This window comes from Sphingomonas sp. J315 (assembly GCF_024666595.1).
Lineage (GTDB): Bacteria > Pseudomonadota > Alphaproteobacteria > Sphingomonadales > Sphingomonadaceae > Sphingomonas.
In genome coordinates, this window is sequence record NZ_CP088296.1 from 735033 (window position 1) to 760507 (window position 25475).

Sequence of the window (25475 nt, forward strand, 5' to 3'; positions counted from 1 at the left end):
CTCCGGCAAACCCCTCGGTTCCGCGCCGCGCGCACTCATGCTATGCTGTCGGCATGATCAGTGAAACCCATGTTTTGGAGCGTCCCCCCGAAGGCGCCGGTACCGACTGGACCATCCCCCAGAATTGGGAGGCATTCACCCGCGAAGAACACGCGGTGTGGGACACGCTGTACGAACGCCAGATCAAGCTGCTGCCCGGTCGTGCGTCAAAGGCGTATCTCCGCGGGCTCGACCTGCTCAAGCTGTCCGAGAGCGGCATTCCGAATTTCGAGGAGCTGTCCGAACGGCTGATGAAGGCGACGGGGTGGCAGGTGGTGGCTGTCCCCGGCCTCGTCCCCGACGACGTGTTCTTCGACCATATGGCCAACCGCCGCTTTGTCGCGGGCAATTTCATCCGCCGCGCCGATCAGCTCGACTATCTGCAGGAACCCGACGTCTTCCACGACGTGTTCGGCCATGTCCCGCTGCTCGCCGACCCGGTGTTCGCCGATTACATGGAAGCCTATGGCCGCGGCGGGCAGCGCGCGTTGCAGCATGGCGCGCTCAAGCAGCTATCGCGGCTCTATTGGTACACGGTCGAGTTCGGGCTGATTCAGGAGGATGACGATCTGCGCATCTATGGCGCGGGGATCGTCTCGAGCTATGGCGAAAGCCGCTTCGCGCTCGACAGCGACAGCCCGAACCGGATCGGCTTCGACCTCAAGCGGGTGATGCGGACCGAGTACCGCATCGACGATTTCCAGCAGAACTACTTCGTCATCCCCAGCTTCGACGAGCTGCTGCGCGTCACGATCGAAACCGATTTCGCGCCGCTTTACGACGAGATTCTGGCTCAGCCGGACATCGCGATTGCGGCGATCGAGCCGGGCGACCGGGTGATCACGCTGGGGACGCAGGACTATGCGCGGAGTCGGGACGCGGCCTGATCTGCCACCTCCGACGTCATCCCCGCGAAAGCGGGGACCCATCTCCCGGACGTGCCGCGCGCCGAACCGGTTAGTAAGTGGAAAGCATAGGAGATGGGTCCCCGCTTTCGCGGGGATGACGGTAACTGGCGGATTCCCTCACCAGCTCCCGAACCCCGGAGCCAGCCCCTGCCCGTCCGGGCCGGGCCGCGTGGTGCGTTCCCAGCCATAGCGCGTCCGCTTGCGCAGGCGCAGCGTCGGCCAGTCGCCCATCGGGGTCTTGCCGGCAAGGCGCAGACCGTGGCGGCGATAGGCGTTCGCGACCCGCTCGGCCTGCGTCTCCAGCAATCCGGCGAGGATCAGCGTCCCGCCCTCGGCCAGCACCGCGCTGATGCTCGGCGCGAGTTCGATCAGCGGGCCGGCGAGGACATTGGCGATGACGAGGTCATAGGGCGCGCGGCCGATCAGCAGCGGATGTTCCAGCCCCGCCGCGGCGGCGAGCGCGAGTTGCCCCTGCATCACGCCAAGCCGCACGCCGTTGATCGCGGCATTCTCCGCCGTCACATCGACCGCCACGGGATCGATGTCCGATGCCGTCGCATAAGCGCGCGGCCACAAATGCATCGCGGCAAAGGCGAGCAGGCCGGTGCCGGTGCCGATATCGACGAGGTTGTGGACCCGCTCCCCCCGCGCGCGCATCGCATCGAGCGTGCGCAGGCATCCGGCGGTGGTTTCGTGCGTGCCGGTGCCGAAGGCGCGGCTCGCCTCGATCTGGAAGGTCTTTGCGTCGACCGGCACCGTCCCGCGATTTGTAGAGGTATGGACATAGAAGCGCCCGGCATGAACCGGCGCGATCCCCTGCTGGCTGAGCGTCACCCAATCCTCATCGGGAATTTGCTCGACGACCTCCTTCGCCTTCTTCGCGCTGGGGACGAGCGTGCGGACGGCGGCGATCTCCGACTTGCCCGGCCTGGCCTCGAAATAGGCTTCGAGCTGCCAGGCGAACGGGTCGTCGGGGATCGTCTCGCTGGTCAGCAGCACCGGTGCGGGGTCGATGCCGGTCAGTTCAGCGCCCTCGAAGTCGATCGCTTCGGCTTCGTCGCGGGTACAGGGCAGGGTCAGTTTCCACGAACTCATCGAACGTAGCTCGCCCCGTTCACGTCGAGCACCGCGCCGGTCATCGACGCGGGGGCCTCCAGCGCGCAGAAGCGCGCCATCGTCGCAACCTCATCGGGCATCGCGACGCGGCCCAAGGGGATGTCGGCGAGCAATTTGTCGCCGCCGCGGCTGGCCAGATAGTCGTCGGCCATGCCGGTCATGGTGAAGCCGGGGCAGATCGCGAAGGCGAGAATATTCTCGCGCGCATAGCCGCGCGCGATGCTCTTGGTCATGCCGACCATCCCCGCCTTGGACGCGGCATAATGCCAGTGTGCCGGGCTATCGCCGCGATAGGCGGCGCGGCTCGCGATGTTGACCAGACGGCCGCCCTCGCCCCGCTGCTGCCAATGCTTCACCGCAAAGCGGCTGAGCTGCGCCGACGCGGTCAGGTTGACCTGCATCGTCCGCTCCCACGCGGCGAGCCATGCATCGTCGTCGAGGTCGATCGGTGCCGCCTCGAAGATCCCGGCATTGTTGATCAGCACGTCGATCCGCCCGTCGAGCTGGTCGAGCGCCGTCCGCCACAGCGCAGCGGGCGCGTCCGAATCGGTGAAGTCGGCGGGAATGCCGCTCGCGGTTCCCTGCCCCACCGCGCGGACGTCGCGACCGTCGAAGCTGGAAAGGATCGCGGCGCCTATGCCGCGGCTGGCGCCGGTCACGAGGATATGGGTCGTCATGGCGGACGGGTTAGTCGGAACATCCCGCATGTCAAATCTCCCCTCCCGCTTGCGGGAGGGGAGCTTACGCCGCCACGCTTGCCGAAAAATCCGTCGCCGCGTCGCTGAGCTGGCCGAGCCGCGCGTCGATCTCGCCGAATGCGTGTTCGAGCGAGTCGATCTCGCCCGCCACGGCATGGCTGTCCTCACGGATCGCGCCTATCGTGTCGGACATCGAATCGGCGGCGAGCGCAGTCTCGTCGACTGCCGCAGTAATCGCGGTGACGGTCTGCGCCTGCATCGCCATCGCCTCGCGGATGCGCTCGGCGCTCGACTGAACCTCGCTCACCGTGGCGCGGATCGTGGTGCTGGTGGCCACGGTCTGATCGGTCGCCGCCTGGATCGCGGCGATCTTGGCGGCGATATCGTCGGTCGCGCGCGCGGTCTGATTGGCGAGGCTCTTCACCTCCTGCGCGACCACGGCAAAGCCGCGCCCGGCATCACCTGCGCGCGCCGCCTCGATCGTGGCGTTGAGCGCAAGCAAATTGGTCTGCCCGGCAATGTCGCGAATCAGGCCCAGGATTGATTCGATCGACTGGGCATGGCCGGCCAGCGTCGCACTCATCAGCACCGCCTCGCTCGCATGGACACTGGCGCGCTGCGCGACATCGCCCGCAACCTCGACCTCGGCGCGGGCATCCTCGATCGCACGAATAAGGCCGGCGGCGGTGGTCGCCGCCTCCCGCATCGCCAACGCGGATTGCTCGGCGGCGGCGGCGACCTCGTTGGTCTTGCCCTGCATGCCCCGCGCCGCATTGGCCGCGCCGCGCGCCTGATCGCGCACCCGCGCACCCAGAGAGCTCGCGACATCGATCGTGCCGGCGATGTCGGCGCGGAAGCGGTCGGACTGGCCCTTGCGCTCGCGCCGGGCGAGTTCCGCATCGCGCACGCCAAGCTGCGAGGCCATGAAATCCGCCTCCAGCATCGACATGCGTGTCGCAACATCGCTCAGCTTGCGGAAGGTCGCGATATCGTCGGGCAGCCGGTCACCGAGCACCTCAAAGGTACGGGCATGGGCAAAGGCAAAGCCGGATAGCAGCGCGCGCAGCGGAATCCGCGCGCGATGCGTGTCGTCGGCATGTTTCGCCGCCATCTCGACCCATTCGCTGTCGAACGGGCGCGAATATTTGACGCGGGTGTAGCGCGTGCTGAGGACGATCTGCTCCTCCAGCCGGTTGCCCACGAACAGGCTGCGGACATGCTCGGTGCCGGGCAGGGTCAGATAATGATCCCAGAATGCCCGTGCGATCGTCTCGAAATCGTCGGCGATCAGTTCGGCGATCTGGGCGCAGCCCTCGCTGATCGCGCCGTCCCAGTCATAGTCGCGGATTCGCTCGGCAATGGGGCGGTCATCGCCGCTCCACTGCCCGAGCTCCTTGGCTCCGGCCATTGATCCCCTCCATCATGCAGCGACTTTTGCGATGAATTCGCCCGCGCTGTTCTTGAGTGTGCCGAGTTCACCGTCGAGCACGGCAAAGCCCTGGCCGACGCGCTCGATATCGCTCGCGACGCTTTCGGTATCTTCACGGATCGCGCCGATCGTAGCGGACATCGAATCCGCCGCGAGCGCGGTCTCGTCGACCGCTGCCGTGATCGCGGTCACGGTCTGCGCCTGGACCTCCATCGCGCCGCGAATGCGGTCGGCGCTGGCCTGAACTTCCTGGACGGTGTTGCGGATCGAGGCGTTGGTCTCGACCGTGCTGCGCGTTGCCGACTGGATTGCAGCGATCTTGCCCGCGATATCGTCGGTCGCGCGCGCCGTCTGGTTGGCGAGGCTCTTCGCTTCCTGCGCCACCACTGCGAAGCCGCGGCCTGCGTCCCCGGCACGGGCAGCCTCGATCGTCGCGTTGAGCGCGAGAAGGTTGGTCTGCCCGGCAATGTCGCGGATCAGACCCAGAATCGATCCGATCGACTTGGCGTGATCCGACAGCATTTCGCTCATCGCCACGGCCTCGCCCGCCTGTGCCGACGCGCGGGTGGCGATATCGGCCGCAACCTCGACCTCGGTTCGCGCATCCTCGATCGCGCGAATCAGTCCTGCAGCGGTATGCGCTGCCTCGCGCATCGCCAGCGCGGACTGCTCGGCCGCTGCGGCGACCTCGCTCGCCTTGCCCAGCATGCCACGCGCCGCCGCCGAGGTATGGCTGGCCTGGGCGCGGAGCGATCCGCCCTCGCTCGACGCGCGCTCGACCGTGTTGCCGATCGAATCGCGGAACTGCCCCGCCAGCCGGTCGCGCGCCACGGTAGCGCTGTGTTCGCGATAGAGGTTGTAGATTTCGACGGTGATGTCGCTTTCCAGCGCCGACAATCGCATCAGCGTGTCGATGAGCGTCGGCAGCCGCGCATCGCCCGGCTCGACCCGGCGGACCAGGACTTCGAGCGCGGCGCGGTCGCTGGCGTTGATCATCGACAGCAGAGCCATCGGCTCGACATCGGCACCATAGGCGGCGGCGACCGAACGCTCGATCGATTCGACCCAGGCGCGCCCGCGCGTGTCGAGGAAGCGGTTGCGCAGGAACACGACGCCGACATCGATCATCTTTTTCGTATCGTCGGGCGCCCAGTCGCGCTCGTCGGCGAAACAACGCAGCCATTGCTGCCAATATGCCTCCGAAACCGCGCGAATTTCGGGTTCGAGCAGGTCCCAGACGTCGCGGCTCAGGCGATCCAGCGACCCGTCAAAGTCGAAGATCCGCAGCCGCGCGGCAATGTCGATCCGCGCGCTCATCGCGCCGGTTGCCGGCATGTCCTTGTTCGCTCGCGCTCGAGTCACGGAATCGGTCCCCCCATTGTCCCGGACGCACCTCACGCCGGGCCTTACTCACAACGCTAAAAGGGAATTGGTTAAGGGCGAGTTAGGGACGACCATGTCGCTGTATCTTGCATCGGCGGCAACGCGGGCTAATGGAGACCGCAAATCATAGGGGATATGCCTTGGCCAAGGCCCGCAACGTCAACCGCCCGCTCTCGCCGCATCTCCAGGTCTGGAAATGGGGTCCGCACATGCTGGTTTCGATCCTGCACCGCGTCACGGGCAGCGGGATGGCCACCGTCGGCGTCGGCGTCTTCCTGTGGTGGCTGTGCGCACTGGCATCAGGGCCGGAGGGTTATGCCAAGTTCCTCGACTGCCTGACGAGCGACACCGGCGCACCCAACTGGCTCGGCTACCTGCTTGGCGTCGGCCTGACGCTCAGCTTCTTCCAGCACGCGATGACCGGCATCCGCCACTTCTTCCTCGATGCGGGCGCGGGCTATGAGCTGAAGACCAACAAGAATTTTGCGGTCCTCACGATGGTCGTGTCGGTCGCGCTGACCGCCGCGCTGTGGGGCTGGATCGTGCGGGGCGAGTTGACCAAGGCACCCAAGGCCGAAACCCCGATCGCGGTGGAGAAGAAGTAATGGGCAACGGAACCACCATCGGCCGCGTGCGCGGTCTCGGCTCGGCGCATGAGGGCACGCATCACTGGTGGCATCAGCGGATGTCGGCGGGATCGAACCTATTCCTGATGACCTGGCTGATCGTCAGCCTGATCCGCCTGCCCGACCTGGGTTACGAGACTGTCCAGGCATGGCTGTCCGCGCCGATCGCCGCCGTGCCGATGATCCTGCTGGTGATCAGCGTCTTCTATCATTTCCGCCTGGGGCTTCAGGTAGTGATCGAGGATTATCAGCATGACGAGACGCGCATCGTGCTGCTGACGCTGCTCAATTATTTCACCATCGCCGCCGGAACGTTCGCGATCTTCTCGATCCTCAAGATCGCCTTCACCACCGTTGCCACCGGAGCGCCCGCATAATGACCGCCGCCTACAAGATCATCGACCACAGCTATGACGCCGTCGTCGTCGGCGCGGGCGGTTCGGGCCTGCGCGCGACCATGGGCTGCGCCGAGGCGGGGCTGAAGACCGCGTGCATCACCAAGGTGTTTCCGACCCGGTCGCACACCGTGGCGGCACAGGGCGGCATCGCCGCCTCGCTCGGCAACAATTCGCCCGACCACTGGACCTGGCACATGTTCGACACCGTCAAGGGGTCCGACTGGCTCGGCGACCAGGATGCCATCGAATATATGGTGCGCGAAGCACCGGCGGCGGTGATTGAGCTGGAACATGCCGGCGTACCGTTCAGCCGCAACGACAATGGCACCATCTACCAGCGCCCGTTCGGCGGCCATATGCAGAATATGGGCGAAGGCCCGCCGGTGCAGCGCACCTGCGCGGCGGCCGACCGCACCGGCCATGCGATGCTGCACGCGCTGTACCAGCAGTCGCTGAAGTACGACGCGGACTTCTTCATCGAATATTTCGCGCTCGACCTGATCATGGAAAACGGCGCGTGTCGTGGCGTCATCGCGATGTGCATGGAGGATGGCAGCATTCACCGCTTCCGTTCGCATGCCGTGGTCCTCGCGACCGGCGGCGGCGGGCGCGTGTATCAGTCGGCGACGTCGGCTCATACCTGCACCGGCGACGGCAACGGCATGGCGCTGCGCGCGGGCATCGCGCTGCAGGACATGGAGTTCGTCCAGTTCCACCCGACCGGCATCTATGGCGCGGGCGTGCTGATCACCGAAGGCGCGCGCGGCGAAGGCGGCTACCTGACCAACTCGGAAGGCGAGCGCTTCATGGAGCGCTACGCCCCCTCGGCCAAGGATCTCGCCAGCCGCGACGTCGTCGCGCGTTCGATGGCGATGGAGATCCGCGAGGGACGCGGCGTCGGCAAGGACAGCGACCATATCTTCCTGCACCTCGATCATATCGATCCCAAGGTGCTGGCCGAGCGGCTGCCCGGGATCACCGAGACGGGCAAGATTTTCGCGGGCGTCGACCTGACCCGCAAGCCGCTGCCGGTGGTGCCGACGGTCCATTACAATATGGGCGGCGTGCCGACCAACTATCATGGCGAAGTGGTGCAGCTGCGCGACGGCAACCCCGATGCGGTCGTCCCCGGCCTGTTCGCGGTGGGCGAAGCGGCGTGCGTGTCGGTGCATGGCGCCAACCGCCTCGGCTCGAACAGCCTGATCGACCTTGTCGTGTTCGGCCGCGCAACCGGCCTGCGGCTCAAGGAGCTGCTCAAGCCCAACGCACCGCACCAGCCGCTGCCCAAGGGGTCGGAAGAGCTGTCGCTCACCCGCCTCGACCATTTCCGCAACGCCAAGGGCGGTTCGCCCACCGCGCAGATCCGTCAGGACATGCAAAAGACGATGCAGCGCCACTGCGCCGTGTTCCGCGACACCGCGCTGCTGGCCGAGGGCGTCACGCACATGGACGCGGTGTACAAGCGGATGGAGGACGTCGCCGTCACCGACCGCTCGCTGATCTGGAACACCGACCTCATTGAGACGCTGGAGCTCGACAACCTCATCAGCCAGGCCGTCGTGACGATCCGCAGCGCCGACAATCGCAAGGAATCGCGCGGCGCCCACATGCACGAGGACTTCCCCGAGCGCGACGACGCGACCTGGATGAAGCACACGGTGGCATCGTTCGAAGGCTGGGGCGGCAAGGGCGGCGCTGTCGCGATCGATTACCGCCCGGTCCACGAATACACGCTCACCGACGAGATCGAGTATATCAAGCCGAAGAAGCGGGTGTATTGAGGCTGGAAGCGCGCTAACAATTTCCCATGCGCGCTTTGCTGACCGGCTCTTGTTGGATCACTGCTATCGCGGCAATCGTCGCGCCAGCGGCGATCGTCTGGCCGCGACCAGCCTGCGCCGATAGCTGGGCTCTTCCGACTACCGCCACCTATGTTTCCCCGGGTGGTTGTCGTCGCCTCACCGTTACGCCTCGCGCGCTTGACAGCCAGCTGTCCTATTTCACGGATGCGATCCGATAGAAGCGTAAGCCCGGGCAAACCGCCGGCGGCCAAGATGAACCACGCGCGATCCTTGAGCAGCGCTCGACCTCTGGCGGATGGGAGCGTGTCTGGGAGACGGTGCTGGTCAACGACGTCGCACCCGCCAGCGCAATCGTCAGCGATCTCGGGGGACTATGTCGCGACCTTTGACAACTGGCACTCGGGTGGATGGGGTAAGAGCGCCGTTGTCATTTATGATCGGGACGGAAAGCTCGTCCGCGCGATGGCGCTTACCGACTTTCTTCCCGAAGACTGGTTCCTGACACTTCCGCGATCGGTTAGCTCCATTTGGTGGGGCGGCACGCATCGCTTTGAAAATGGTCAGCTAGTCTTGCAGATCGCGTATCCCGGCGGCTCGGACGACGACGAGAAATATACGGAAATCGCCATCGACCCCGCGACAGGGACAGCAATTCCGCGCGAGACAACCGCTTGGCGCCAAGCGCTCGCGATTGCCAAGCGAGAGGCAATTCCGGTGCGCGCAGCGCAGGCCGCACATATCGAAATGCTGCGCTCTCCGCTCGTTGCGCCGGATGGAGTCAGGGACAAGCGTACCCTGCACTGGTACTTGACCGAAGCGTTTCAGCGCCTCGATCCCGAGTGGAAGACAGCGTATCCCGACACACAGGTCCTCGATCGGCCCGAGAGCGAGGAGTATGCTCAATCTCGCAAATGGCTAGGTGGAGCTCTGTCAAGAGAGCCGCTCGGCGATGTACTCGGCATCGCATCCTACGACACCGCCAATCTCGCGAGCGTACTTGTCCTGGAGGCGACGCAAGCAAAGGTCGGCCCGCTCAGGGGTGTTCGAGTTTATGCAACCATCGGCAACGCAGACCAGGCGCGCGTTGCGGCTGCAATCGCACGACTGGGCGCCATCTTCGTGCAGCTCGATCCCGGCACTCCCATCCCGCAGCGCCCCGAAAGAATGCCAAAACCGGATGGGTCGTTGCCCGATACAATGGAATAGGTGACCGCGCCGCCGCCAGCTGGTGCTTGACCTGATCGTTATCGCCAATCACCTTCCCCCAAGGGGGTGATTTGATGCGTTCGATCCTGCCGTTTGCCTTCGCGCTGCTCGCGCTTCCCGCCGCTTCCGCGCAGCAGCAGCCCTATTCCCCGCCCAAGCACACCGCCCCCCGCCGCCGGGCGTCGCGCGCTCGACGCCGGAGGAGGTGGTGCAGCAGGCCGATGGCGGTCTCCAGATCGAACGCGACCGGACCGCAACCCATGCGCTTGCCGAACATCGCCGCCTGACCCGTGCACTCGCCACGCTGCTGCCCCACCGCAAGGGAGTGGTCGATGCCTATGTCCTGTCGGTCGGCCTCGACAGCGACCCCGTGTTCGGGCGCGAGGCGCGTGAGGCGGGCAAGGTGCTCAGCCGCCGCTATGACGCGCTCGGGCGCACGATCATCCTTGGCGGCAGCGACGGCAAGGCCCCCTCCCCGCTCCCGATGGGATCGCCCGCCAATATCGAGGCGGCGCTCGCGCGCATCGCCGAGCTGATGGACGAGAAGGAGGATGTGCTGGTCCTCTACACCACCAGTCACGGCGCACCGTTCGGGGTGGTGTATAATGACGGCAATGAAGGGTTCGGCGCGATCTCGCCCCGCCGCCTCGCCGCCCTGCTCCGCGCGCACGGCATCGAGCGGCGGTTGCTGATCGTCAGCGCCTGTTATTCGGGCGTATTCGTCCCCGTCCTGTCCGGCCCGCAAAGCGCGGTCGTCAGCGCCGCCGCGTCGGACCGCTCGTCCTTTGGCTGTGCGGCGGAGAATGACTGGACCTTTTTCGGCGATGCGCTGGTCAACCGCGCGCTGCGCAAGCCCCAGCCGCTCGGCAGCGCGGTGACCGAGGCGTTCGCCCAGATCGCGGGGTGGGAAACGCGCGGCCGCCTCAAGCCATCGCTGCCCCAGCAGAGCTTTGGGGTCGAGGTGCAGAAATGGCTCGCCCCGCTCGAAGCGCGCATGCCCAAGGTCGCGACCGCGCCGGTCGGCAAGCCGTCGGTCGACAGCCTCGGCGCGCCCTGACGGAACCTCCCACCGCGCCGCCGGTTACGCGCGGCATGACCCACGCCACCAACTACCCGCTGCTCGCCGCGCCGCATGTCCATCTGTCTGGCCCGGTCGACCAGCTGATGTACCAGAGCTTCCGCGACCAGCTCGCCGCCGCGCCGACCGAAGGAACGCTCGTCGTCGCGATCTCCACCCTCGGCGGCGACCCGGAGGTCGCGCGGCTGATGGGCGACGAGGTGAGGCTGATCCGCGATTATGAAGGACGCGAGACGCTGTTCCTGGGCAAGGTCGCGGTCTATTCGGCCGGAGCGACCTTCATGGCGGCATTCCCGACCGACAAGCGATTCCTGACCTGCGGCACGCGGATCATGGTGCATGAACGCATCCTCACCGCCGACATGCATCTGTCCGGCCCGCTCAAATCGCTCACCGCGACACTCAAGGCCAAGCTGCACGAGATCGAACATTCGATCCGGATCGAGGAGGAGGGGTTTCGTGACCTGATCGCCGGATCGAAGATCGCGTTCGAGGAGGTCTGCCGCCGCGCACCGGAAAACTGGTATATCGAGGCCGAGGAAGCGCGCGAGCTGGGCCTTGTCCTCGACGTGATCTGACGCGCTCAGAAATTCCTCACCGCCCGCTCATGCCGCCGGAGTGGATCGGCGCTACCCAAAGCGCTCACCAACCGGAGATCACCATGGATCTGCATGCGCCCGACCGTTCGCCCGGAATGAAACTGCTGCTCTCGCTGCTCGTCGCGGCAGTGCTGACCATCCCGCTCTTCACCGTCTATCTCCTCGTCTATGACCGCCAGAGCCAGTCGGAGACGGCGCGAAGCAGCATCGCCGAGGGATGGGGCGGGCCGCAGACGCTGGCCGGTCCGCTGATCGCCATCCCCTATCAAGAAGAGGTGACGCAGACCGTGCAGGAAGGCGGAAAGCCGGTGACGCGCACGTCCGTCCAGCGCCGCGAACTCTTCCTCGCCCCGACGACGCTCGATCTCGACACAAAGGTGAAGCCCGAGCGGCGCGCGCGTTCAATCTATGAGGCGGTGGTCTACGACGCCGATATCAGCGGCGCCGCGACCTTCCGCCTGCCCGCCGACACCGCCCGGATCGTCGATGTCGCCACGCTCGAATTCGACAAGGCCGAACTGCGCTTCGGGGTCGCAGACCCGCGCGGGCTGAAACCCGCCAACCGCATCACGATCGACGAAGCCCCCGTTGCCGCCCAGCCCGGCAACGGCCCTGCCGCGACCGGTGGATCGGGATTCTTCGCCAGCTTCGACGCCGCAATGTTGCGCGATGGGGTGGTGACCGCACGTTTTGCGTTTGCGCTGCGCGGCCATTCGGTGATCGCGCTCGCGCCGCGCGCCGGTGCGACCCGCTGGACCGTCACCTCGCCCTGGCAGCATCCCAGCTTCACCGGCGGCTTCCTGCCCGAAAGCCGCGGAGTGACCGCCGACGGCTTTTCCGCGACGTACAAGATTTCGAACCTCGCGCTCGGGGTAACGCTGGTCAGCACCGCCGATTCCGCGGTCGAGCTGCGCGCGCCGGAGGTGCAGACGACCTCCGCCTATGCGCGCGGCAGCAACGTCCCCACCGCCGAGGCACAGGTCGGCCTGATCCAGCCGGTCGACCTCTATTCGCAGGTCAACCGCAGCGTGAAGTACGGCTTCCTGTTCATCGGCTTCACCTTCATGGCATTCCTGCTGTTCGATGTGGTTGCGGGCGTGCGGGTGTCGGCGGTCGAATATCTGCTGGTCGGCGCGGGGCTGGTGCTGTTCTTCGTCCTGCTGCTCGCCTTTGCCGAAGTCATCGGCTTCACCCCCGCCTATCTGGTCGCGGGCGCGGGGATCATCGCGCTGCTCACTGCCTATAGCGCTGCTGTACTCGGCAGCCGTCGCAGGGCCGGGTTCATCGCCGGGCTGCTCATCGCGCTCTACGGCGTGCTATACATCCTGCTCAGCCTGGAGGCCTATTCGCTGCTGATCGGATCGCTGCTGCTCTTCGCGGCGCTGGCGGCGGTGATGTACCTGACCCGCAACCTCGACTGGGGCGGGCGCTCGGCTCCCCTGACCGAAGCGTAGGTCGTCGGGAGAGGGGCGGGTTCGCAAGCCCCCCTCTCCACCGCCCTGCACACCCCCGGTGCGCCCGACAACGAACCGCCCATGCGACTTTTCCACCGCTTGTGTTTGCAGCCGGGGCGGCGGTTATGTATCTGACCGGCAAAAGCTGACGGGGCGACGCCCCCATAGATACCGTACGGGGTTCAGAATGGCCGATTTCGTCCTTCCTAAGAACAGCAAGATCACGAAGGGCAGGGCGCATCCGGCGCCGCAGGGCGCGGGTCGGCCCCGGACCTTCACCATCTATCGTTACGACCCGGATTCGGGCCAGAACCCGCGCTACGACAAATTCACCATCGACCTCGACGATTGCGGGCCGATGGTTCTGGACGCGCTGATCAAGATCAAGTCGGAGATCGACCCGTCGCTCACCTTCCGCCGCTCGTGCCGCGAGGGCATTTGCGGGTCGTGCTCGATGAACATGGACGGCAAGAACGGCCTCGCCTGCACCACCGCGATCGAGGATATCAAGGGCGATATCAAGATCACCCCGCTGCCCGCGATGGACGTGATCAAGGACCTCGTCCCCGATTTCACGCACTTCTACGCGCAGTACGCGTCGATCAAGCCGTGGCTTGAGACGGTGACCCCGCCGCCCTCGGGCAAGGAGCGACTGCAGTCGCCCGAGGACCGGGCCAAGCTCGACGGCCTCTATGAGTGCATCCTGTGCGCCTGCTGCTCGACCAGCTGCCCGAGCTATTGGTGGAACAGCGACCGCTTCCTGGGTCCGGCGATCCTGCTCCAGGCATATCGCTGGCTCGCCGACAGCCGCGACGAGGCGACCGGCGAGCGGCTCGACGAGCTGGAGGATCCGTTCCGCCTGTATCGCTGCCACACGATCATGAACTGCGCGAATGTCTGCCCCAAGGGCCTCAGCCCCGCCAAGGCGATCGCGGAGATCAAGAAGATGGAAGCCGAGCGGATCGTTTGATCGCGCGCGCCGTCCTTGCACTGGTCCTGCTCGCGGCCCCCGCCGCCGCGCAGGATCGCGAGGTCGCCCCCGGCATCCGGCTGATCGAAGGCAGCTTCGAACCCGGCCGCCAGCCCGATGGCAATTCGGTGCTGATCGAGGGTCCCGACGGCCTGCTGCTGATCGACACCGGCCGCCACGCAGCGCATCTGGCAAAGGTCGAGGCGGCGATCGCGGCCCGGGGCAAGCCGCTCCGTCGCATCGTCAACACCCATTGGCACCTCGATCACGTCAGCGGCAATCTTGCGCTCAAGGCGAAGCATCCTGACGTCCGCGTATCGGCCAGCAATGCGATCGACGGCGCGCTCGACGGCTTCCTCAAACGCAGCGCCGAGGGTGCCCGCGCCGCGCTCGACGCGGGCAAGATCCCCGAACCGATGGCGAGCGACGTGCGCGGCGACCTCGCCACCTTTGCGCGGGGTAAGGAGCTACGCCCCGATGACGTGATCCGCCGAACGACCGCGGACAAAAGCACCGGACGTCGCATCGACATCCACCTCGCCCGCCACGCCGCGACCGAAGGTGACGTCTGGCTCTACGATCCGCAGAGCCGCGTGCTGATCGCGGGCGATCTGGTGACCGATCCCGCGCCGTTCCTCGATACCGCCTGCCCCGATGGCTGGCGCAAGGCGCTCGACGCGCTCGCCGCAACGCCCTTCGTCACGCTGATCCCCGGCCATGGCGCACCGATGGATCGCGCAGCGTTTTTGGCGTGGAAGACGAGTTTCGATGCCTTTGTCGACTGCGCACGCGGGACGCAGAAGGTGACCTATTGCGCCGCTGGCTGGTACGACCGCGCAACGTCGCACAGCACATTCGCGACCGAGAAGGTGCGCATCCTCGGCATGGCCGATTATTACGCCAACCGCATCCGCAGCGGCGACCTGGACAAGAACTGCCCCGCATGAATCCCGAGCCGCATTTCACCTACACCGACGACCCGGACCATCCAGGCTGGAAGCGCTGGGAGCTGCGCGACCCGTCCCGCTTCAACGCCTTTCTCGGCCCGATCCTGACCCGGATCGTGGACGGCAAGGCGCTGGTGCGGATGGTGCCGGGGCGTGAACACTCCAACCTGCGCGATTCGACCCATGGCGGGGCGCTGCTCGGCTTCATGGACGTCGCGCTGTTCGCCGCCGCGCGCAGCTTCGGTTTGCTCAGCGCGGGCGGCGCAGTGACGCTCGATCTCTCGGCCCAGTTCATCGGCACCAGCCGCATCGGCGAGCCGATCGTCGCCGAGGTCGAACTGCTGCGTGAAACCGGGCGGATGCTGTTCATGCGCGGGCTGGTGCGACAGGAGGAGAGTGTTCTCGCCAGCTTTTCCGGCACCGTGCGCAAATCATCTCCAGCCCCATGACCGGCGTCCTCGAACGCTATCAGGCGCTGGTCGCCGCGGGCGAACTGCGCGCCGACCCCGATCAGGCCGCTGCCGCGCGCCGTCTTGCCCATCTCGCGCACGAACTCGAACAGGGACCGCGCAAGGGCAGCGTGCTGTGGCGACTCGCCCGGCGCGCGCCGGAGGCGCCGCGCGGCGTGTACATGTGGGGCGGTGTCGGGCGCGGCAAGTCGATGCTGATGGACCTGCTGTTCGGCTGCGTGAAGATCGAGCGCAAGCGCCGCGTCCATTTCCACGAGTTCATGATCGAGGTCCACGCGCGGATCGCCGAGGAGCGCAAGAAGGAAGCCGGCGACCCGATTCCGCCGGTAGCCAAGGCGCTGGCCGAGAACCTCCGCCTGCTCGCGTTCGACGAGATGGTGATCAACAACACCGCCGACGCGATGATCCTCTCGCGCCTGTTCACCGCGATGATGGCCGAGGGGCTGTGCGTGGTCGCGACGTCGAACCGCCCGCCCGACGATCTCTACAAGGACGGGCTGCAGCGCGACAGCTTCCTGCCCTTCATCGCGCTGCTCAAGGACAAGCTCGACGTCCTGCCATTGAACGGCCCGACCGATTATCGCCGCGATCGGCTGGGGATGATGGACATGTGGCTGACCCCCAACAGCCCGGCCAACACCGCGACACTCTCTGCTGCCTTCTTCCGCCTGACCGATTTCTCGGTCGAGGACCGCGCGCATGTGCCGAGCGAAGACCTGTCGGTACAGGGCCGCACGCTGCACGTCCCCAAGGCGCTGAAGGGCGTCGCGGTCTTCTCGTTCAAGCGATTGTGCGGGGAAGCGCGCGGCGCGTCCGACTATCTCGCCATCGCGCGACGCTATCACACCGTCATCATCGTCGGCATCCCGCGCCTCGGCCCGGAAAACCGCAACGAGGCGGCGCGCTTCGTCACGCTGATCGACGCGCTGTACGAGCATAAGGTCAAGCTGCTGGCGATGGCCGACGCCGCCCCGATCGATCTTTATGCGGAGGGCGACGGCAAGTTTGAGTTCGAACGCACCGTGTCGCGGCTGATGGAAATGCAGTCGGAAGAGTATCTGGCGCAGGGGCATGGCACGGCGGCCTGATCACCCCGCCACCGCCCCCGCCAGCTCCGCGCCGCGCCCGGTCAACCCATAGAGCGCCACCGGGGGAAACCGATCCTCCAGTCGCCGCGCGACCAGATCCTGTCCGATCATCGCCTGCAACGTCAGCGACAGCGCGCGCGCCGTGACCGGCGCGAGCCGCGACTGGAGCGCGTTGAAGCGGGTCCAGTCCGCCCCCAGCCCATCCGCCACCGGCAACGTCCAGCGCGACAGATCGGGCGCCTCCAGTCCCAGCCGCACGCGCACGTCCTCGATCCGCTCGCACGCCGCGCCGATCGCGCGCCCGGCTTCGGTCAGCACATATTCGGGGCGCAGCGGGTGGCCATGGCCGGGATTGGGCATCACCCAGCCCTGTTCGCGCAGGTAAGCCAACGTCCGCGTCAGGCTGTTGCGCGACATCGAAAAGCGCCGCTCGATCACCGCAAAGCGCGACCCCTGTTCGCGGCTGAGCAGCGCCAGCACGGGAATCGTCCACCGCCCCGCCGCCAGCCGCTGCAATACCGCACTTGTCAGAACCGGATCATCCACGCGCTTGACCAAATCGCAATCTGCTATACAAATGGAACCATAGAGTCGGGAGGACGATATGGCAAGCGAAGCTACCCTTGAGGCAACTCACGCGACGATCCCCTATGACGGCGGCCTGACCTGCGCGCTCAGCGTCACCAGCCTCGACCGCGCGATTCCCTGGTACGAAAGCGTGCTGGGACTGAAACTGCTCTACCGGATGGACGAGATCGCGTGGTGCGAGCTCGAAACGGGGGTCGCGCGGGTCAATCTAGGCCTGTCGCAGGTCGAGAGCGCGGGCGGCCCCGGTGGTGCGACGCTGACCTTCGGCGTCACCGATCTCGACGCGGCCAAGGCGGCGCTCGATGCGGCGGGCGTGCGACAGGATGGCCCGATCAACGAAATCCCCGGCATGGTCCGCCTGCTCACTTTCTACGACCCCGACGGCAATGCGCTGATGTTCTATCAGGATGCGTCGGGCGCAAGCTGACCCGCAACATTTCCAACATACTCGAAATAATACTTGCGCGGCGGCTAACGATTCGATATTTCCACGATTATGGAAATGAAAGACGACACCGCCGCCGTCGCAGCCCTTTCGGCACTGGCACAGGAGCATCGCCTCGCGCTGTTCCGCCTGCTGGTTCAGGCCGGGCCTGACGGGCTTCCCGCCGGAACCATCGCCGAAAAGCTCGGCGTCCCCGCCTCGTCGCTGTCCTTCCATCTCGGCCATCTCAACCGCGCCGGGCTGGTCAGCCAGACGCGGCAGGGGCGGTCGCTGATCTATGCCGCCGACTATGCCGCGATGAACGGCCTGCTCGGCTATCTCATGGAAAATTGCTGCGGCGGCGCGGGATGCGCGGCCCCCGCCGAACAGCCCGAAAGGAAATCCGCATGAAGCGCATGCATGTGCATGTCGGCGTGACCGACCTCGATCGTTCGATCGCCTTCTACTCCACCCTGTTCGGGGTGCAGCCCAGCGTCACCAAGCCCGACTATGCCAAGTGGATGCTGGAAGATCCGCGTGTCAATTTCGCGATCTCGGCGGGCAATCACGCCGCGACGGGGATCGAACATCTCGGCATTCAGGTCGAGGATGGCGACGAGCTGGTCGAAGTCTATGGCCGCCTGCGCGCCGCCGACCGCCCGGTGCTGGAGGAGGGCGCAACCACCTGCTGCTATGCCAAGTCCGAAAAGAGCTGGATCGCCGATCCCGATGGCGTCGTGTGGGAAGCGTTCCTGACCGAAGGGGAGGCGACCGTCTATGGCGACTCCCCCGCTTTGTCCGCGCTGTCGGACAATGCGCGGCCCGACGCCTGCTGCGCGCCGCAGCTCGCGCCACCCGCGTCTGCCCCCAAGTCCGCCTGCTGCTGAGGGTCGGGGAATGTCAGAGCCGGTCGATATCGTCATCTATCACAACCCCGATTGCGGCACGTCGCGCAACGCACTGGCGATGATCCGCAATGCGGGAATCGAGCCGCATGTGGTGGAGTATCTCAAGACCCCGCCCAGCCGCGCACTGCTGGTCGAACTGCTCGCCCGCGCGGGCGCGACCCCGCGCGACTGGCTGCGCGAGAAGGGCACGCCCTATGCGCAGCTCGGCCTCGACGATTCGACTCTCTCCGACGACGCACTGCTCGACGCGATTATGGCGCATCCGCTGCTGATCAACCGGCCCATCGTCGTCTCCCCGCTCGGCGTCGCACTATGCCGCCCGTCTGAAGCGGTACTCGACCTGCTGCCCGCCGCCCAGCGCGGCGCCTTCGCCAAGGAAGATGGCGAGCGCGTCGTCGACGCCGCCGGCAACCGACTTTCCTGACAGGACCACCATGACCGACACCTCCTCCCCGCTCGGCCTGTTCGAGCGCTGGCTCTCGCTCTGGGTCGCGCTGGCGATCCTTGCCGGACTCGCGCTTGGCCTGATCGCGCCGGGCGTCACCACCGCGCTCGCGGGGCTGGAAATTGCCTCGGTCAACCTCGTCGTCGCGGTGCTGGTTTGGGCGATGATCTATCCGATGATGGTCGGGGTCGATTTCGCCAGCATCCGCGATGTCGGGCGCAAGCCCAAGGGGCTGGTGATCACCCTGGTCGTCAACTGGCTGATCAAGCCCTTCACCATGGCCGCGCTCGCGATCCTGTTCTTCGACTGGATTTATGCAGACCTGATCCCGCGCGACCTGGGCCAGCAATATATTGCTGGCCTGATCCTGCTCGGCGCCGCTCCCTGTACCGCAATGGTGTTCGTCTGGGCCCAGATGACCAGGGGCGATCCCGCCTACACGCTGGTGCAGGTGTCGGTGAACGACCTCGTCATGATTATCGCCTTCGCCCCGATCGTCGCCTTGCTGCTCGGCGTCACCGACATCGTCGTGCCGTGGGAGACGTTGCTGCTCTCGGTCGCGCTCTATGTCGTGATCCCGCTGGTGGCCGGTGCCGTCACGCGCAACCGGGTGGTCGCCGCGCATGGCGGAGACGTAACAGCGGTCGACGCCTTCACCGCCCGGCTCAAGCCCTGGTCGATCATCGGCCTGCTCGCCACCGTCGTGCTGCTGTTCGCATTTCAGGCGGAAACGATCGTCGCCAACCCGCTGCTGATCGCGCTGATCGCGGTGCCTATCCTGATCCAGTCCTATGCGATCTTCGCCATCGCCTATGCCGCGGCCAAGGCGTGGAAAGTCCCGCACAATATCGCCGCGCCATGCGCGCTGATCGGCACGTCGAACTTCTTCGAGCTTGCGGTGGCGGTCGCGATCGGCCTGTTCGGCCTGTCGAGCGGCGCGGCGCTCGCCACCGTGGTCGGCGTGCTGGTCGAGGTGCCGGTGATGCTCAGCCTCGTCGCCTTCGCCAACCGCACGCGGGGCAGTTTTCCGGCGGCGTGACCGGCTAGTCCAGGTTCGGCCGCAACCAGCGTTCCGCCTGCTCGACACTGACCCCGCGCCGCCCGGCATATTCCTCCAGCTGGTCGCGCCCCACCCGCGCGACGCCGAAATATTCCGACTGCGGGTGCCCGAAGTAAAATCCGCTGACCGCCGCGGTCGGCAGCATCGCAAAACTCTCGGTCAGCGTGATTCCGGTCTTCTTGTGCGCACCCAGCATCTCGAACAGGATCGGCTTCAGGCTGTGCTCGGGGCAGGCCGGATAGCCGGGTGCCGGGCGGATGCCGCGATACTGCTCCTTGATCAGCGCCTCGTTGGTCAGCTGCTCGCCCTCGGCATAGCCCCACAGAGCCGTGCGCACGAAATGGTGCAGCCGCTCGGCGAACGCCTCGGCAAGGCGATCGGCCAGCGCCTTCAACAGGATGTCGCTGTAATCGTCGATCGCCGCCTTGAACCGCGCCAGATGCGGCTCGATCCCGTGGATCGACACCGCGAACCCGCCGATCCAGTCGCCCTGCCGGTCGATGAAGTCGGCGAGGCACATATTGGCGCGGCCTTCGCGCTTCTGGATCTGCTGGCGCAGCATCGGGAGGGTGACATGCTTCTCGTCCTCGACATGGACGATGATGTCGTCGCCCTGACGGCGGCACGGCCACAGCCCGGCAACGCCACGTGCGGTCAGCCAGCGTTCCTCGATGATCCGGTCGAGCATCCTCTGCGCATCGGCAAACAGGCTGGTCGCGCTCTCGCCGACCACCTTGTCCTCCAGGATCGCCGGATAATTGCCCGCCAACTCCCATGCACGGAAGAACGGCGTCCAGTCGATATACTGGCGCAGATCCTTCAGGTCCCAATCGGGAAATGTGTGGACGCCCGGCATGCGCGGCTTGCCGGGCTTGAGGCTCATATCGGCGTCGAACGCGTTGGCACGCGCGGTTTCCAGCGGCACCAGATCGCTCTGGCCCTTGTTGGCGCGGGCAATGCGCACCGCCTCATACTCGTCGGCGACCTTGGCGACATAATCGTCGCGGATCGTGTCGCTGACCAAAGTCGTCGCAACACCGACCGCGCGGCTCGCGTCGAGCACATGCACCACCGGCCCGTCATAGGCCGGCGCGATCTTGAGCGCAGTATGCACCTTCGACGTGGTCGCGCCGCCGATCAGCAACGGCATGGTCATGCCGGAGCGCTTCATCTCCTCGGCCACCGTCACCATCTCGTCGAGCGAGGGGGTGATAAGGCCCGACAGGCCGATCATGTCGGCGTCATTCTCGTTTGCCGCCTGCAGGATCGTCGACCACGGGACCATCACGCCCAGATCGACCACCTCGAACCCGTTGCACTGCAGGACGACGCCGACGATGTTCTTGCCGATGTCATGCACGTCGCCCTTGACGGTCGCCATGATGACCTTGCCCTTGCCCTTCGCCCCCGGCTCCTTCGACGCCTCGATATAGGGGAGCAGGTGCGCGACCGCCTTCTTCATCACGCGCGCGCTTTTCACCACCTGCGGCAGGAACATCTTGCCCGACCCGAACAGGTCGCCGACGACGTTCATCCCGTCCATCAGCGGGCCTTCGATCACCTCGATCGGCTTGGCGGCCTTCTGGCGGCACTCCTCGGTATCCTCGACGACATATTGGTCGATGCCCTTGACCAGCGCATGCTCCAGCCGCTTTTCGACCGCCCAGCCGCGCCACTCCGCCGCTTGCTTCTCCGCCACCGCATCGGTGCCGCGAAACTTCTCGGCGAGCGCGACCAGCCGGTCACCCGCCTCGGGATCGCGGTTGAGGATCACATCCTCGCATGCGGTGCGCAGTTCCGGCTCGATCTGGTCGTAAATGTCGAGCTGACCGGCATTGACGATCGCCATGTCGAGGCCCGCAGGGATCGCATAGTAGAGGAACACGCTGTGCATCGCGCGGCGCACCGGCTCGTTGCCGCGAAAGCTGAACGACAGGTTGGAGAGGCCGCCCGAGAAATGGACATGCGGGCAGCGCGCCTTGATCTCCTTCACCGCCTCGATGAAGTCGACGCCGTAATTGTTATGCTCCTCGATTCCCGTCGCGACCGCGAACACATTGGCGTCGAAGATGATGTCCTCGGGCGGGAAGCCGATGCCCATCAGCTCCTTGTACGCCCGCTCGCAAATCTCGACCTTGCGTGCCTGGGTATCGGCCTGTCCGACCTCGTCGAACGCCATGACGACGACCGCCGCGCCATAGTTCATGCATTTGCGGGCGTGTTCCAGGAATTGCGGCACGCCTTCCTTCATGCTGATCGAATTGACGATCGGCTTGCCCGAAACGCACTTCAGCCCCGCCTCGATCACGTCCCATTTGGAGCTGTCGATCATCACCGGCACGCGCGCAATGTCCGGCTCGGCCGCGATCAGCTTGAGGAAGGTCGTCATCGCCTCATGCGCGTCGAGCAGGCCTTCGTCCATGTTGACGTCGATCACCTGCGCGCCATTCTCGACCTGCTGCCGCGCGACCTCGACCGCGGCGGTATAGTTGCCGGCCATGATCAGCTTCTTGAACTTGGCAGAGCCCGTGACGTTGGTGCGCTCGCCGATATTGACGAAGGCGGTGGAGGTGGGGGTCGTCGAGGTCATGTCACTTTCCAAATCCTCCCCGGAACGGGGAGGGGGACCATGCGAAGCATGGTGGAGGGGCCCTCCGCTAATCTTTCCGCTGGTGGAGGGCCCCCTCCACCACGCCGCTTCGCGTCGCGGTCCCCCTCCCCGTTCCGGGAGGATTTTTTGGTCACGCCGCCATCACGAACGGCTCCAGCCCCGCAAGCTGCGTCCGCACCGGCGGCGTCGGAATCGCGCGCGGCGGCAGGTCCTTCACCGCATCGGCAATCGCCTTGATATGCTCCGGGGTCGATCCGCAGCAGCCGCCCAGGATGTTGACCTGCCCCTGATCGGCCCATTCCTTGACCAGCCCGGCGGTCGTCTGCGGTGCCTCGTCATAGGCGCCCAGTTCGTTGGGCAGACCCGCATTGGGATAGACCATGATCAGCGTGTCGCAGAGCTTGGAGAGCGTCGCGACATGCGGGCGCAGCTGCTCCGCCCCGAACGAGCAGTTGAGCCCGATCGTCACCGGCTTGGCGTGGCGGATCGCCGCCCAGAACGCCTCGACCGTATGGCCCGACAGATTGCGGCCCGACAGGTCGGTCAGCGTCATCGACATCATGATCGGCAGGTCGCGGCCCAGCGCCTCGCCCGCCTCGATCGCCGCCATCACGCCGGCCTTGGCGTTCAGCGTATCGAACACCGTCTCGATCAGGATGAAGTCCACCCCACCTTCGACCAGCGCATCGATCTGCTCGCGATACACGTCCTTGAGCGTATCGAAATCGATCTCGCGATAGCCCGGATCATTGACGTCGGGCGACAGCGACAGCGTCTTGTTGGTCGGCCCGAGCGCGCCGGCGACGAAGCGCGGACGTCCATCCTTCGCCTCGAACTCGTCGGCGATCTGACGCGCCATCTTCGCGCTTTCGACGTTGATCTCCCGCACCAGATGCTCGGCGCCATAATCGGCCTGGCTGATGCGGTTGGCGGAGAAGGTGTTGGTCTCGGCAATATCGGCCCCCGCCTCGAAATAGGCGCGGTGGATCGACGCGGGCACCTCGGGCTTGGTCAGCGCGAGGATGTCGTTGTTACCCTTTTGGTCATGGCTGAGGCCGAGGTTTCCGGCATAGGCCGCCTCGTCCAGCTTCCAGTTCTGGATCTCGGTCCCGAATGCCCCATCGGTGATCAGGATCCGCTTGGCGGCTTCGGCCAGCAGTTTTTCGCGTGGTGTCATGTCTTTTCTCTCTCCCCTCCCGCTTGCGGGAGGGGCTGGGGAAGGGCCTGTTCAATCACGGGAAGGCCCGGCCTCCGACAGGCCCTCCCCTAACCCCCTCCCGCAAGCGGGAGGGGAACTTTACGCTGCCACGCTCGCCGCCGCGCCGCGCGGGCGCACGCCCAGCAAATGGCAGATCGCGTAGCTCAGCTCGGCGCGGTTGAGCGTGTAGAAGTGGAACTGCCGCACGCCGCCCGCATAGAGGTTGCGGCACAATTCCGCCGCCAGCGTCGCGGCGACCAGCTGGCGCGCGGCGGGGCGGTCGTCCAGCCCGTCGAACAGCCGTGCCATCCATGCCGGCACGTCGGTGCCGCACATCGCCGACATCTTCTGGACCGCAGCAAAGCTCATCACCGGCATGATCCCCGGGACGATCTCGGCATTGATCCCCGCCGCTGCCGCCGCGTCGCGAAAGCGCAGGAAGGTATCCGCCTCAAAGAAGAATTGCGTGATCGCGCGGTTCGCGCCCGCATCGATCTTGCGCTTCAGATTATCCAGGTCGTGCGCCGCATCGGGCGAATCCGGATGGCATTCGGGATAGGCCGCGACCGAAATCTCGAACGGGTGCAGCTTGCGCAGCCCCGCGACCAGATCGGCGGCATTCTCATAGCCGCCGGGATGGGTCGCGTACTTCTCACCCGCGCGCGGCGGATCGCCACGCAGCGCGACGATATGGCGCACGCCCGCCGCCCAATATTCATTGGCGACCGCGTCGATCTCGTCCTTGGTCGCCTCGACACAGGTGAGGTGTGCGGCTGCAGGAATCGGGGTCTCGCGCGCGATGCGCGCGACGGTGTTGTGAGTCCGCTCGCGCGTCGTCCCGCCCGCGCCATAGGTCACCGACACGAAGCGCGGGTCGAGCGGGGCCAGCGTCTCGACCGACTCCCACAGGGTCTTTTCCATCGCCTCGGTCTTGGGCGGGAAGAATTCGAAGCTGACCTCGATATCCCCGGCCACATCCGCAAACAGCGGCGGCGCTGACGGGTCGCGTTCGATACTCATGCTGCCTTCACCTCATTCACTGGCAGTTGTTCCCCCGGCTGTCCGGCCTTGCGGCCCAGCCATAATTTCACGGTCAGCGCGCCGCCCTCCAGCGTCTGGGTCTGGATCGGCGCGAGCCCCGCCTTGGCGAACCAGCCGAGCATCTGCTCGTCCGAAAAGCCGAGGCGCACATGCCCCTCGCGGCTGCGCAATTCCTCGCGGTCGTGCGGCGCGAAATCGACGATCAGCAGGCGACCGCCCGCGCTGAGCACCCGCGCCGCCTCGCCAATCGCTGCGCCCGGCTGCTGCGCGAAGTGAAGCACATGGTGCAGGATCGCCGCATCGGCCTCGCCATCGCTCATCGGCAGCGCATAGAGGTCCGCCTGACGCAGCTCGGCATTGGCGATGCCCTGTTCCGACAGCTTCGCGCGCGCAAGCCGCAGCATTTCCGACGACCGGTCGATGCCCAGCGCGCGTTCGGCGCGCGGCGCGAACAATTCCAGCATCCGCCCGGTGCCGGTTCCGATGTCGATCAGCTTGGCGATCGGCTGGCCATCCAGCGCGGTCGCCATCGCCGCCTCGACCTGTTCCTCGGCGACATGAAGCGAGCGGATCGCATCCCACTCCCGGGCGTTCGCCTCGAACCACTCCGCCGCCGCTGCCGCGCGATCGGCGCGCACCGCGGCCAGCCGCGCGCTGTCCGCGATCGCCCAGTGATCTTCACCTTCGTTGCGCCACGCATCGAGTGCAGCGAGGATCGGTCCGGTACGCTTCGCCTCGCCCAGCGCGACGAACACCCAACTGCCTTCCTTGCGCCGCTCGGCGAGGCCAGCATCGCACAGGATCTTCACATGTCGGCTTACCCGCGGCTGGCTCTGCCCCAGCACCTGCGCCAGTTCGCCGACGCTCAGCTCCATCAACCGCAGCAGCGCAAGGATGCGCAACCGCGTCGAATCCGCGAGCGCGCGGAAGGATTCGAGTGCCGTGTTCATGGGCATAGAGATATAAAGATATCTTTATATGCGGTCAAT

General features: G+C 66.1%; 26 protein-coding genes. 17 read left to right on the forward strand and 9 right to left on the reverse strand.

The window, feature by feature from the left end; translation table 11 throughout:
- Positions 1-53 precede the first annotated feature (53 nt).
- The gene (gene phhA / locus LRS08_RS03975; RefSeq protein WP_257844807.1) at positions 54-926 is read left to right on the forward strand and encodes a phenylalanine 4-monooxygenase; all 873 of its coding nucleotides are present in this window, start codon (positions 54-56) and stop codon (positions 924-926) included.
- Between the two features lie 138 nt (positions 927-1064).
- Here phhA and LRS08_RS03980 read toward each other — a convergent pair whose 3' ends face one another.
- The 4 genes from LRS08_RS03980 to LRS08_RS03995 form a co-directional block, all read right to left on the reverse strand.
- Positions 1065-2042 (reverse strand): 50S ribosomal protein L11 methyltransferase, encoded by a 978-nt coding sequence (locus tag LRS08_RS03980; RefSeq protein WP_257844806.1) that lies wholly within the window; start codon positions 2040-2042, stop codon positions 1065-1067.
- Positions 2039-2740: an SDR family NAD(P)-dependent oxidoreductase gene (locus LRS08_RS03985; protein ID WP_257844805.1), complete on the reverse strand. Its 702-nt coding sequence runs from the start codon at positions 2738-2740 to the stop codon at positions 2039-2041. Before LRS08_RS03985 ends, LRS08_RS03980 begins: the two co-directional genes overlap by 4 nt.
- A 64-nt stretch (positions 2741-2804) precedes the next feature.
- Complete coding sequence (locus LRS08_RS03990; protein ID WP_257844804.1) at positions 2805-4169, reverse strand: methyl-accepting chemotaxis protein; 1365 nt, start codon at positions 4167-4169, stop codon at positions 2805-2807.
- 12 nt (positions 4170-4181) lie between these two features.
- Positions 4182-5525 carry a methyl-accepting chemotaxis protein gene (locus tag LRS08_RS03995; RefSeq protein WP_260481644.1) on the reverse strand — a complete coding sequence of 448 codons (1344 nt, stop codon included), beginning with the start codon at positions 5523-5525 and terminating at the stop codon, positions 4182-4184.
- Between the two features lie 188 nt (positions 5526-5713).
- Here LRS08_RS03995 and sdhC point away from each other — a divergent pair, with 188 nt between their 5' ends.
- From sdhC to zapE, 11 genes are all read left to right on the forward strand, one after another.
- A complete protein-coding gene (gene sdhC / locus LRS08_RS04000) occupies positions 5714-6178 on the forward strand; it encodes a succinate dehydrogenase, cytochrome b556 subunit (RefSeq protein ID WP_374580921.1) in 465 nt (154 codons plus the stop codon).
- Entirely contained in the window at positions 6178-6576 is a 399-nt protein-coding gene (gene sdhD / locus LRS08_RS04005; protein WP_257844802.1) for a succinate dehydrogenase, hydrophobic membrane anchor protein, read from the forward strand. Before sdhC ends, sdhD begins: the two co-directional genes overlap by 1 nt.
- Positions 6576-8378 (forward strand): succinate dehydrogenase flavoprotein subunit, encoded by a 1803-nt coding sequence (sdhA, locus tag LRS08_RS04010; RefSeq protein WP_257844801.1) that lies wholly within the window; start codon positions 6576-6578, stop codon positions 8376-8378. The genes sdhD and sdhA overlap by 1 nt, the downstream gene beginning before the upstream one ends.
- 483 nt (positions 8379-8861) lie before the next feature.
- Positions 8862-9605 carry a hypothetical protein gene (locus LRS08_RS04015; protein ID WP_260481368.1) on the forward strand — a complete coding sequence of 248 codons (744 nt, stop codon included), beginning with the start codon at positions 8862-8864 and terminating at the stop codon, positions 9603-9605.
- Positions 9606-9813: 208 nt separating this feature from the next.
- Positions 9814-10662, forward strand: coding sequence for a C13 family peptidase (locus LRS08_RS04020; RefSeq protein WP_257844799.1), 849 nt, complete (start codon positions 9814-9816; stop codon positions 10660-10662).
- A 35-nt stretch (positions 10663-10697) separates the two neighbouring features.
- The gene (locus tag LRS08_RS04025) at positions 10698-11261 is read left to right on the forward strand and encodes an ATP-dependent Clp protease proteolytic subunit (protein ID WP_260481369.1); all 564 of its coding nucleotides are present in this window, start codon (positions 10698-10700) and stop codon (positions 11259-11261) included.
- An 83-nt stretch (positions 11262-11344) separates the two neighbouring features.
- The gene (gene creD / locus LRS08_RS04030) at positions 11345-12736 is read left to right on the forward strand and encodes a cell envelope integrity protein CreD (RefSeq protein ID WP_260481370.1); all 1392 of its coding nucleotides are present in this window, start codon (positions 11345-11347) and stop codon (positions 12734-12736) included.
- A 187-nt stretch (positions 12737-12923) separates the two neighbouring features.
- Positions 12924-13706, forward strand: coding sequence for a succinate dehydrogenase iron-sulfur subunit (locus LRS08_RS04035; RefSeq protein ID WP_257844798.1), 783 nt, complete (start codon positions 12924-12926; stop codon positions 13704-13706).
- Positions 13703-14653: an MBL fold metallo-hydrolase gene (locus tag LRS08_RS04040; protein ID WP_257844797.1), complete on the forward strand. Its 951-nt coding sequence runs from the start codon at positions 13703-13705 to the stop codon at positions 14651-14653. The genes LRS08_RS04035 and LRS08_RS04040 overlap by 4 nt, the downstream gene beginning before the upstream one ends.
- Positions 14650-15102: a PaaI family thioesterase gene (locus LRS08_RS04045; RefSeq protein WP_257844796.1), complete on the forward strand. Its 453-nt coding sequence runs from the start codon at positions 14650-14652 to the stop codon at positions 15100-15102. The genes LRS08_RS04040 and LRS08_RS04045 overlap by 4 nt, the downstream gene beginning before the upstream one ends.
- A complete protein-coding gene (zapE, locus tag LRS08_RS04050; RefSeq protein ID WP_257844795.1) occupies positions 15099-16211 on the forward strand; it encodes a cell division protein ZapE in 1113 nt (370 codons plus the stop codon). The genes LRS08_RS04045 and zapE overlap by 4 nt, the downstream gene beginning before the upstream one ends.
- Here the strand turns inward: zapE and LRS08_RS04055 are convergent, their stop codons facing one another.
- Positions 16212-16757, reverse strand: coding sequence for a winged helix-turn-helix transcriptional regulator (locus tag LRS08_RS04055; RefSeq protein ID WP_257844794.1), 546 nt, complete (start codon positions 16755-16757; stop codon positions 16212-16214).
- Positions 16758-16815: 58 nt separating this feature from the next.
- Between LRS08_RS04055 and LRS08_RS04060 the strand changes: the two genes are divergently transcribed.
- The 5 genes from LRS08_RS04060 (at position 16816) to arsB (ending at position 19615) form a co-directional block, all read left to right on the forward strand.
- Complete coding sequence (locus LRS08_RS04060; protein WP_257844793.1) at positions 16816-17226, forward strand: VOC family protein; 411 nt, start codon at positions 16816-16818, stop codon at positions 17224-17226.
- Positions 17227-17301: 75 nt separating this feature from the next.
- Complete coding sequence (locus tag LRS08_RS04065; protein WP_374580915.1) at positions 17302-17634, forward strand: ArsR/SmtB family transcription factor; 333 nt, start codon at positions 17302-17304, stop codon at positions 17632-17634.
- The gene (locus LRS08_RS04070) at positions 17631-18110 is read left to right on the forward strand and encodes an ArsI/CadI family heavy metal resistance metalloenzyme (protein WP_257844791.1); all 480 of its coding nucleotides are present in this window, start codon (positions 17631-17633) and stop codon (positions 18108-18110) included. Before LRS08_RS04065 ends, LRS08_RS04070 begins: the two co-directional genes overlap by 4 nt.
- 10 nt (positions 18111-18120) lie before the next feature.
- Complete coding sequence (gene arsC / locus LRS08_RS04075; RefSeq protein ID WP_260481371.1) at positions 18121-18555, forward strand: arsenate reductase (glutaredoxin); 435 nt, start codon at positions 18121-18123, stop codon at positions 18553-18555.
- Positions 18556-18565: 10 nt separating this feature from the next.
- Positions 18566-19615 carry an ACR3 family arsenite efflux transporter gene (gene arsB / locus LRS08_RS04080; RefSeq protein WP_257844789.1) on the forward strand — a complete coding sequence of 350 codons (1050 nt, stop codon included), beginning with the start codon at positions 18566-18568 and terminating at the stop codon, positions 19613-19615.
- Between the two features lie 4 nt (positions 19616-19619).
- Here arsB and metH read toward each other — a convergent pair whose 3' ends face one another.
- The 4 genes from metH to LRS08_RS04100 form a co-directional block, all read right to left on the reverse strand.
- On the reverse strand, positions 19620-22226 hold the full coding sequence (gene metH, locus LRS08_RS04085; protein WP_260481372.1) for a methionine synthase: 2607 nt from the start codon (positions 22224-22226) through the stop codon (positions 19620-19622).
- 151 nt (positions 22227-22377) lie between these two features.
- The gene (locus LRS08_RS04090; RefSeq protein ID WP_257844788.1) at positions 22378-23424 is read right to left on the reverse strand and encodes a homocysteine S-methyltransferase family protein; all 1047 of its coding nucleotides are present in this window, start codon (positions 23422-23424) and stop codon (positions 22378-22380) included.
- A 120-nt stretch (positions 23425-23544) separates the two neighbouring features.
- On the reverse strand, positions 23545-24465 hold the full coding sequence (gene metF / locus LRS08_RS04095; RefSeq protein ID WP_257844787.1) for a methylenetetrahydrofolate reductase: 921 nt from the start codon (positions 24463-24465) through the stop codon (positions 23545-23547).
- Positions 24462-25436 (reverse strand): metalloregulator ArsR/SmtB family transcription factor, encoded by a 975-nt coding sequence (locus LRS08_RS04100; RefSeq protein WP_260481373.1) that lies wholly within the window; start codon positions 25434-25436, stop codon positions 24462-24464. Before LRS08_RS04100 ends, metF begins: the two co-directional genes overlap by 4 nt.
- Between the last annotated feature and the right edge of the window lie 39 nt (positions 25437-25475).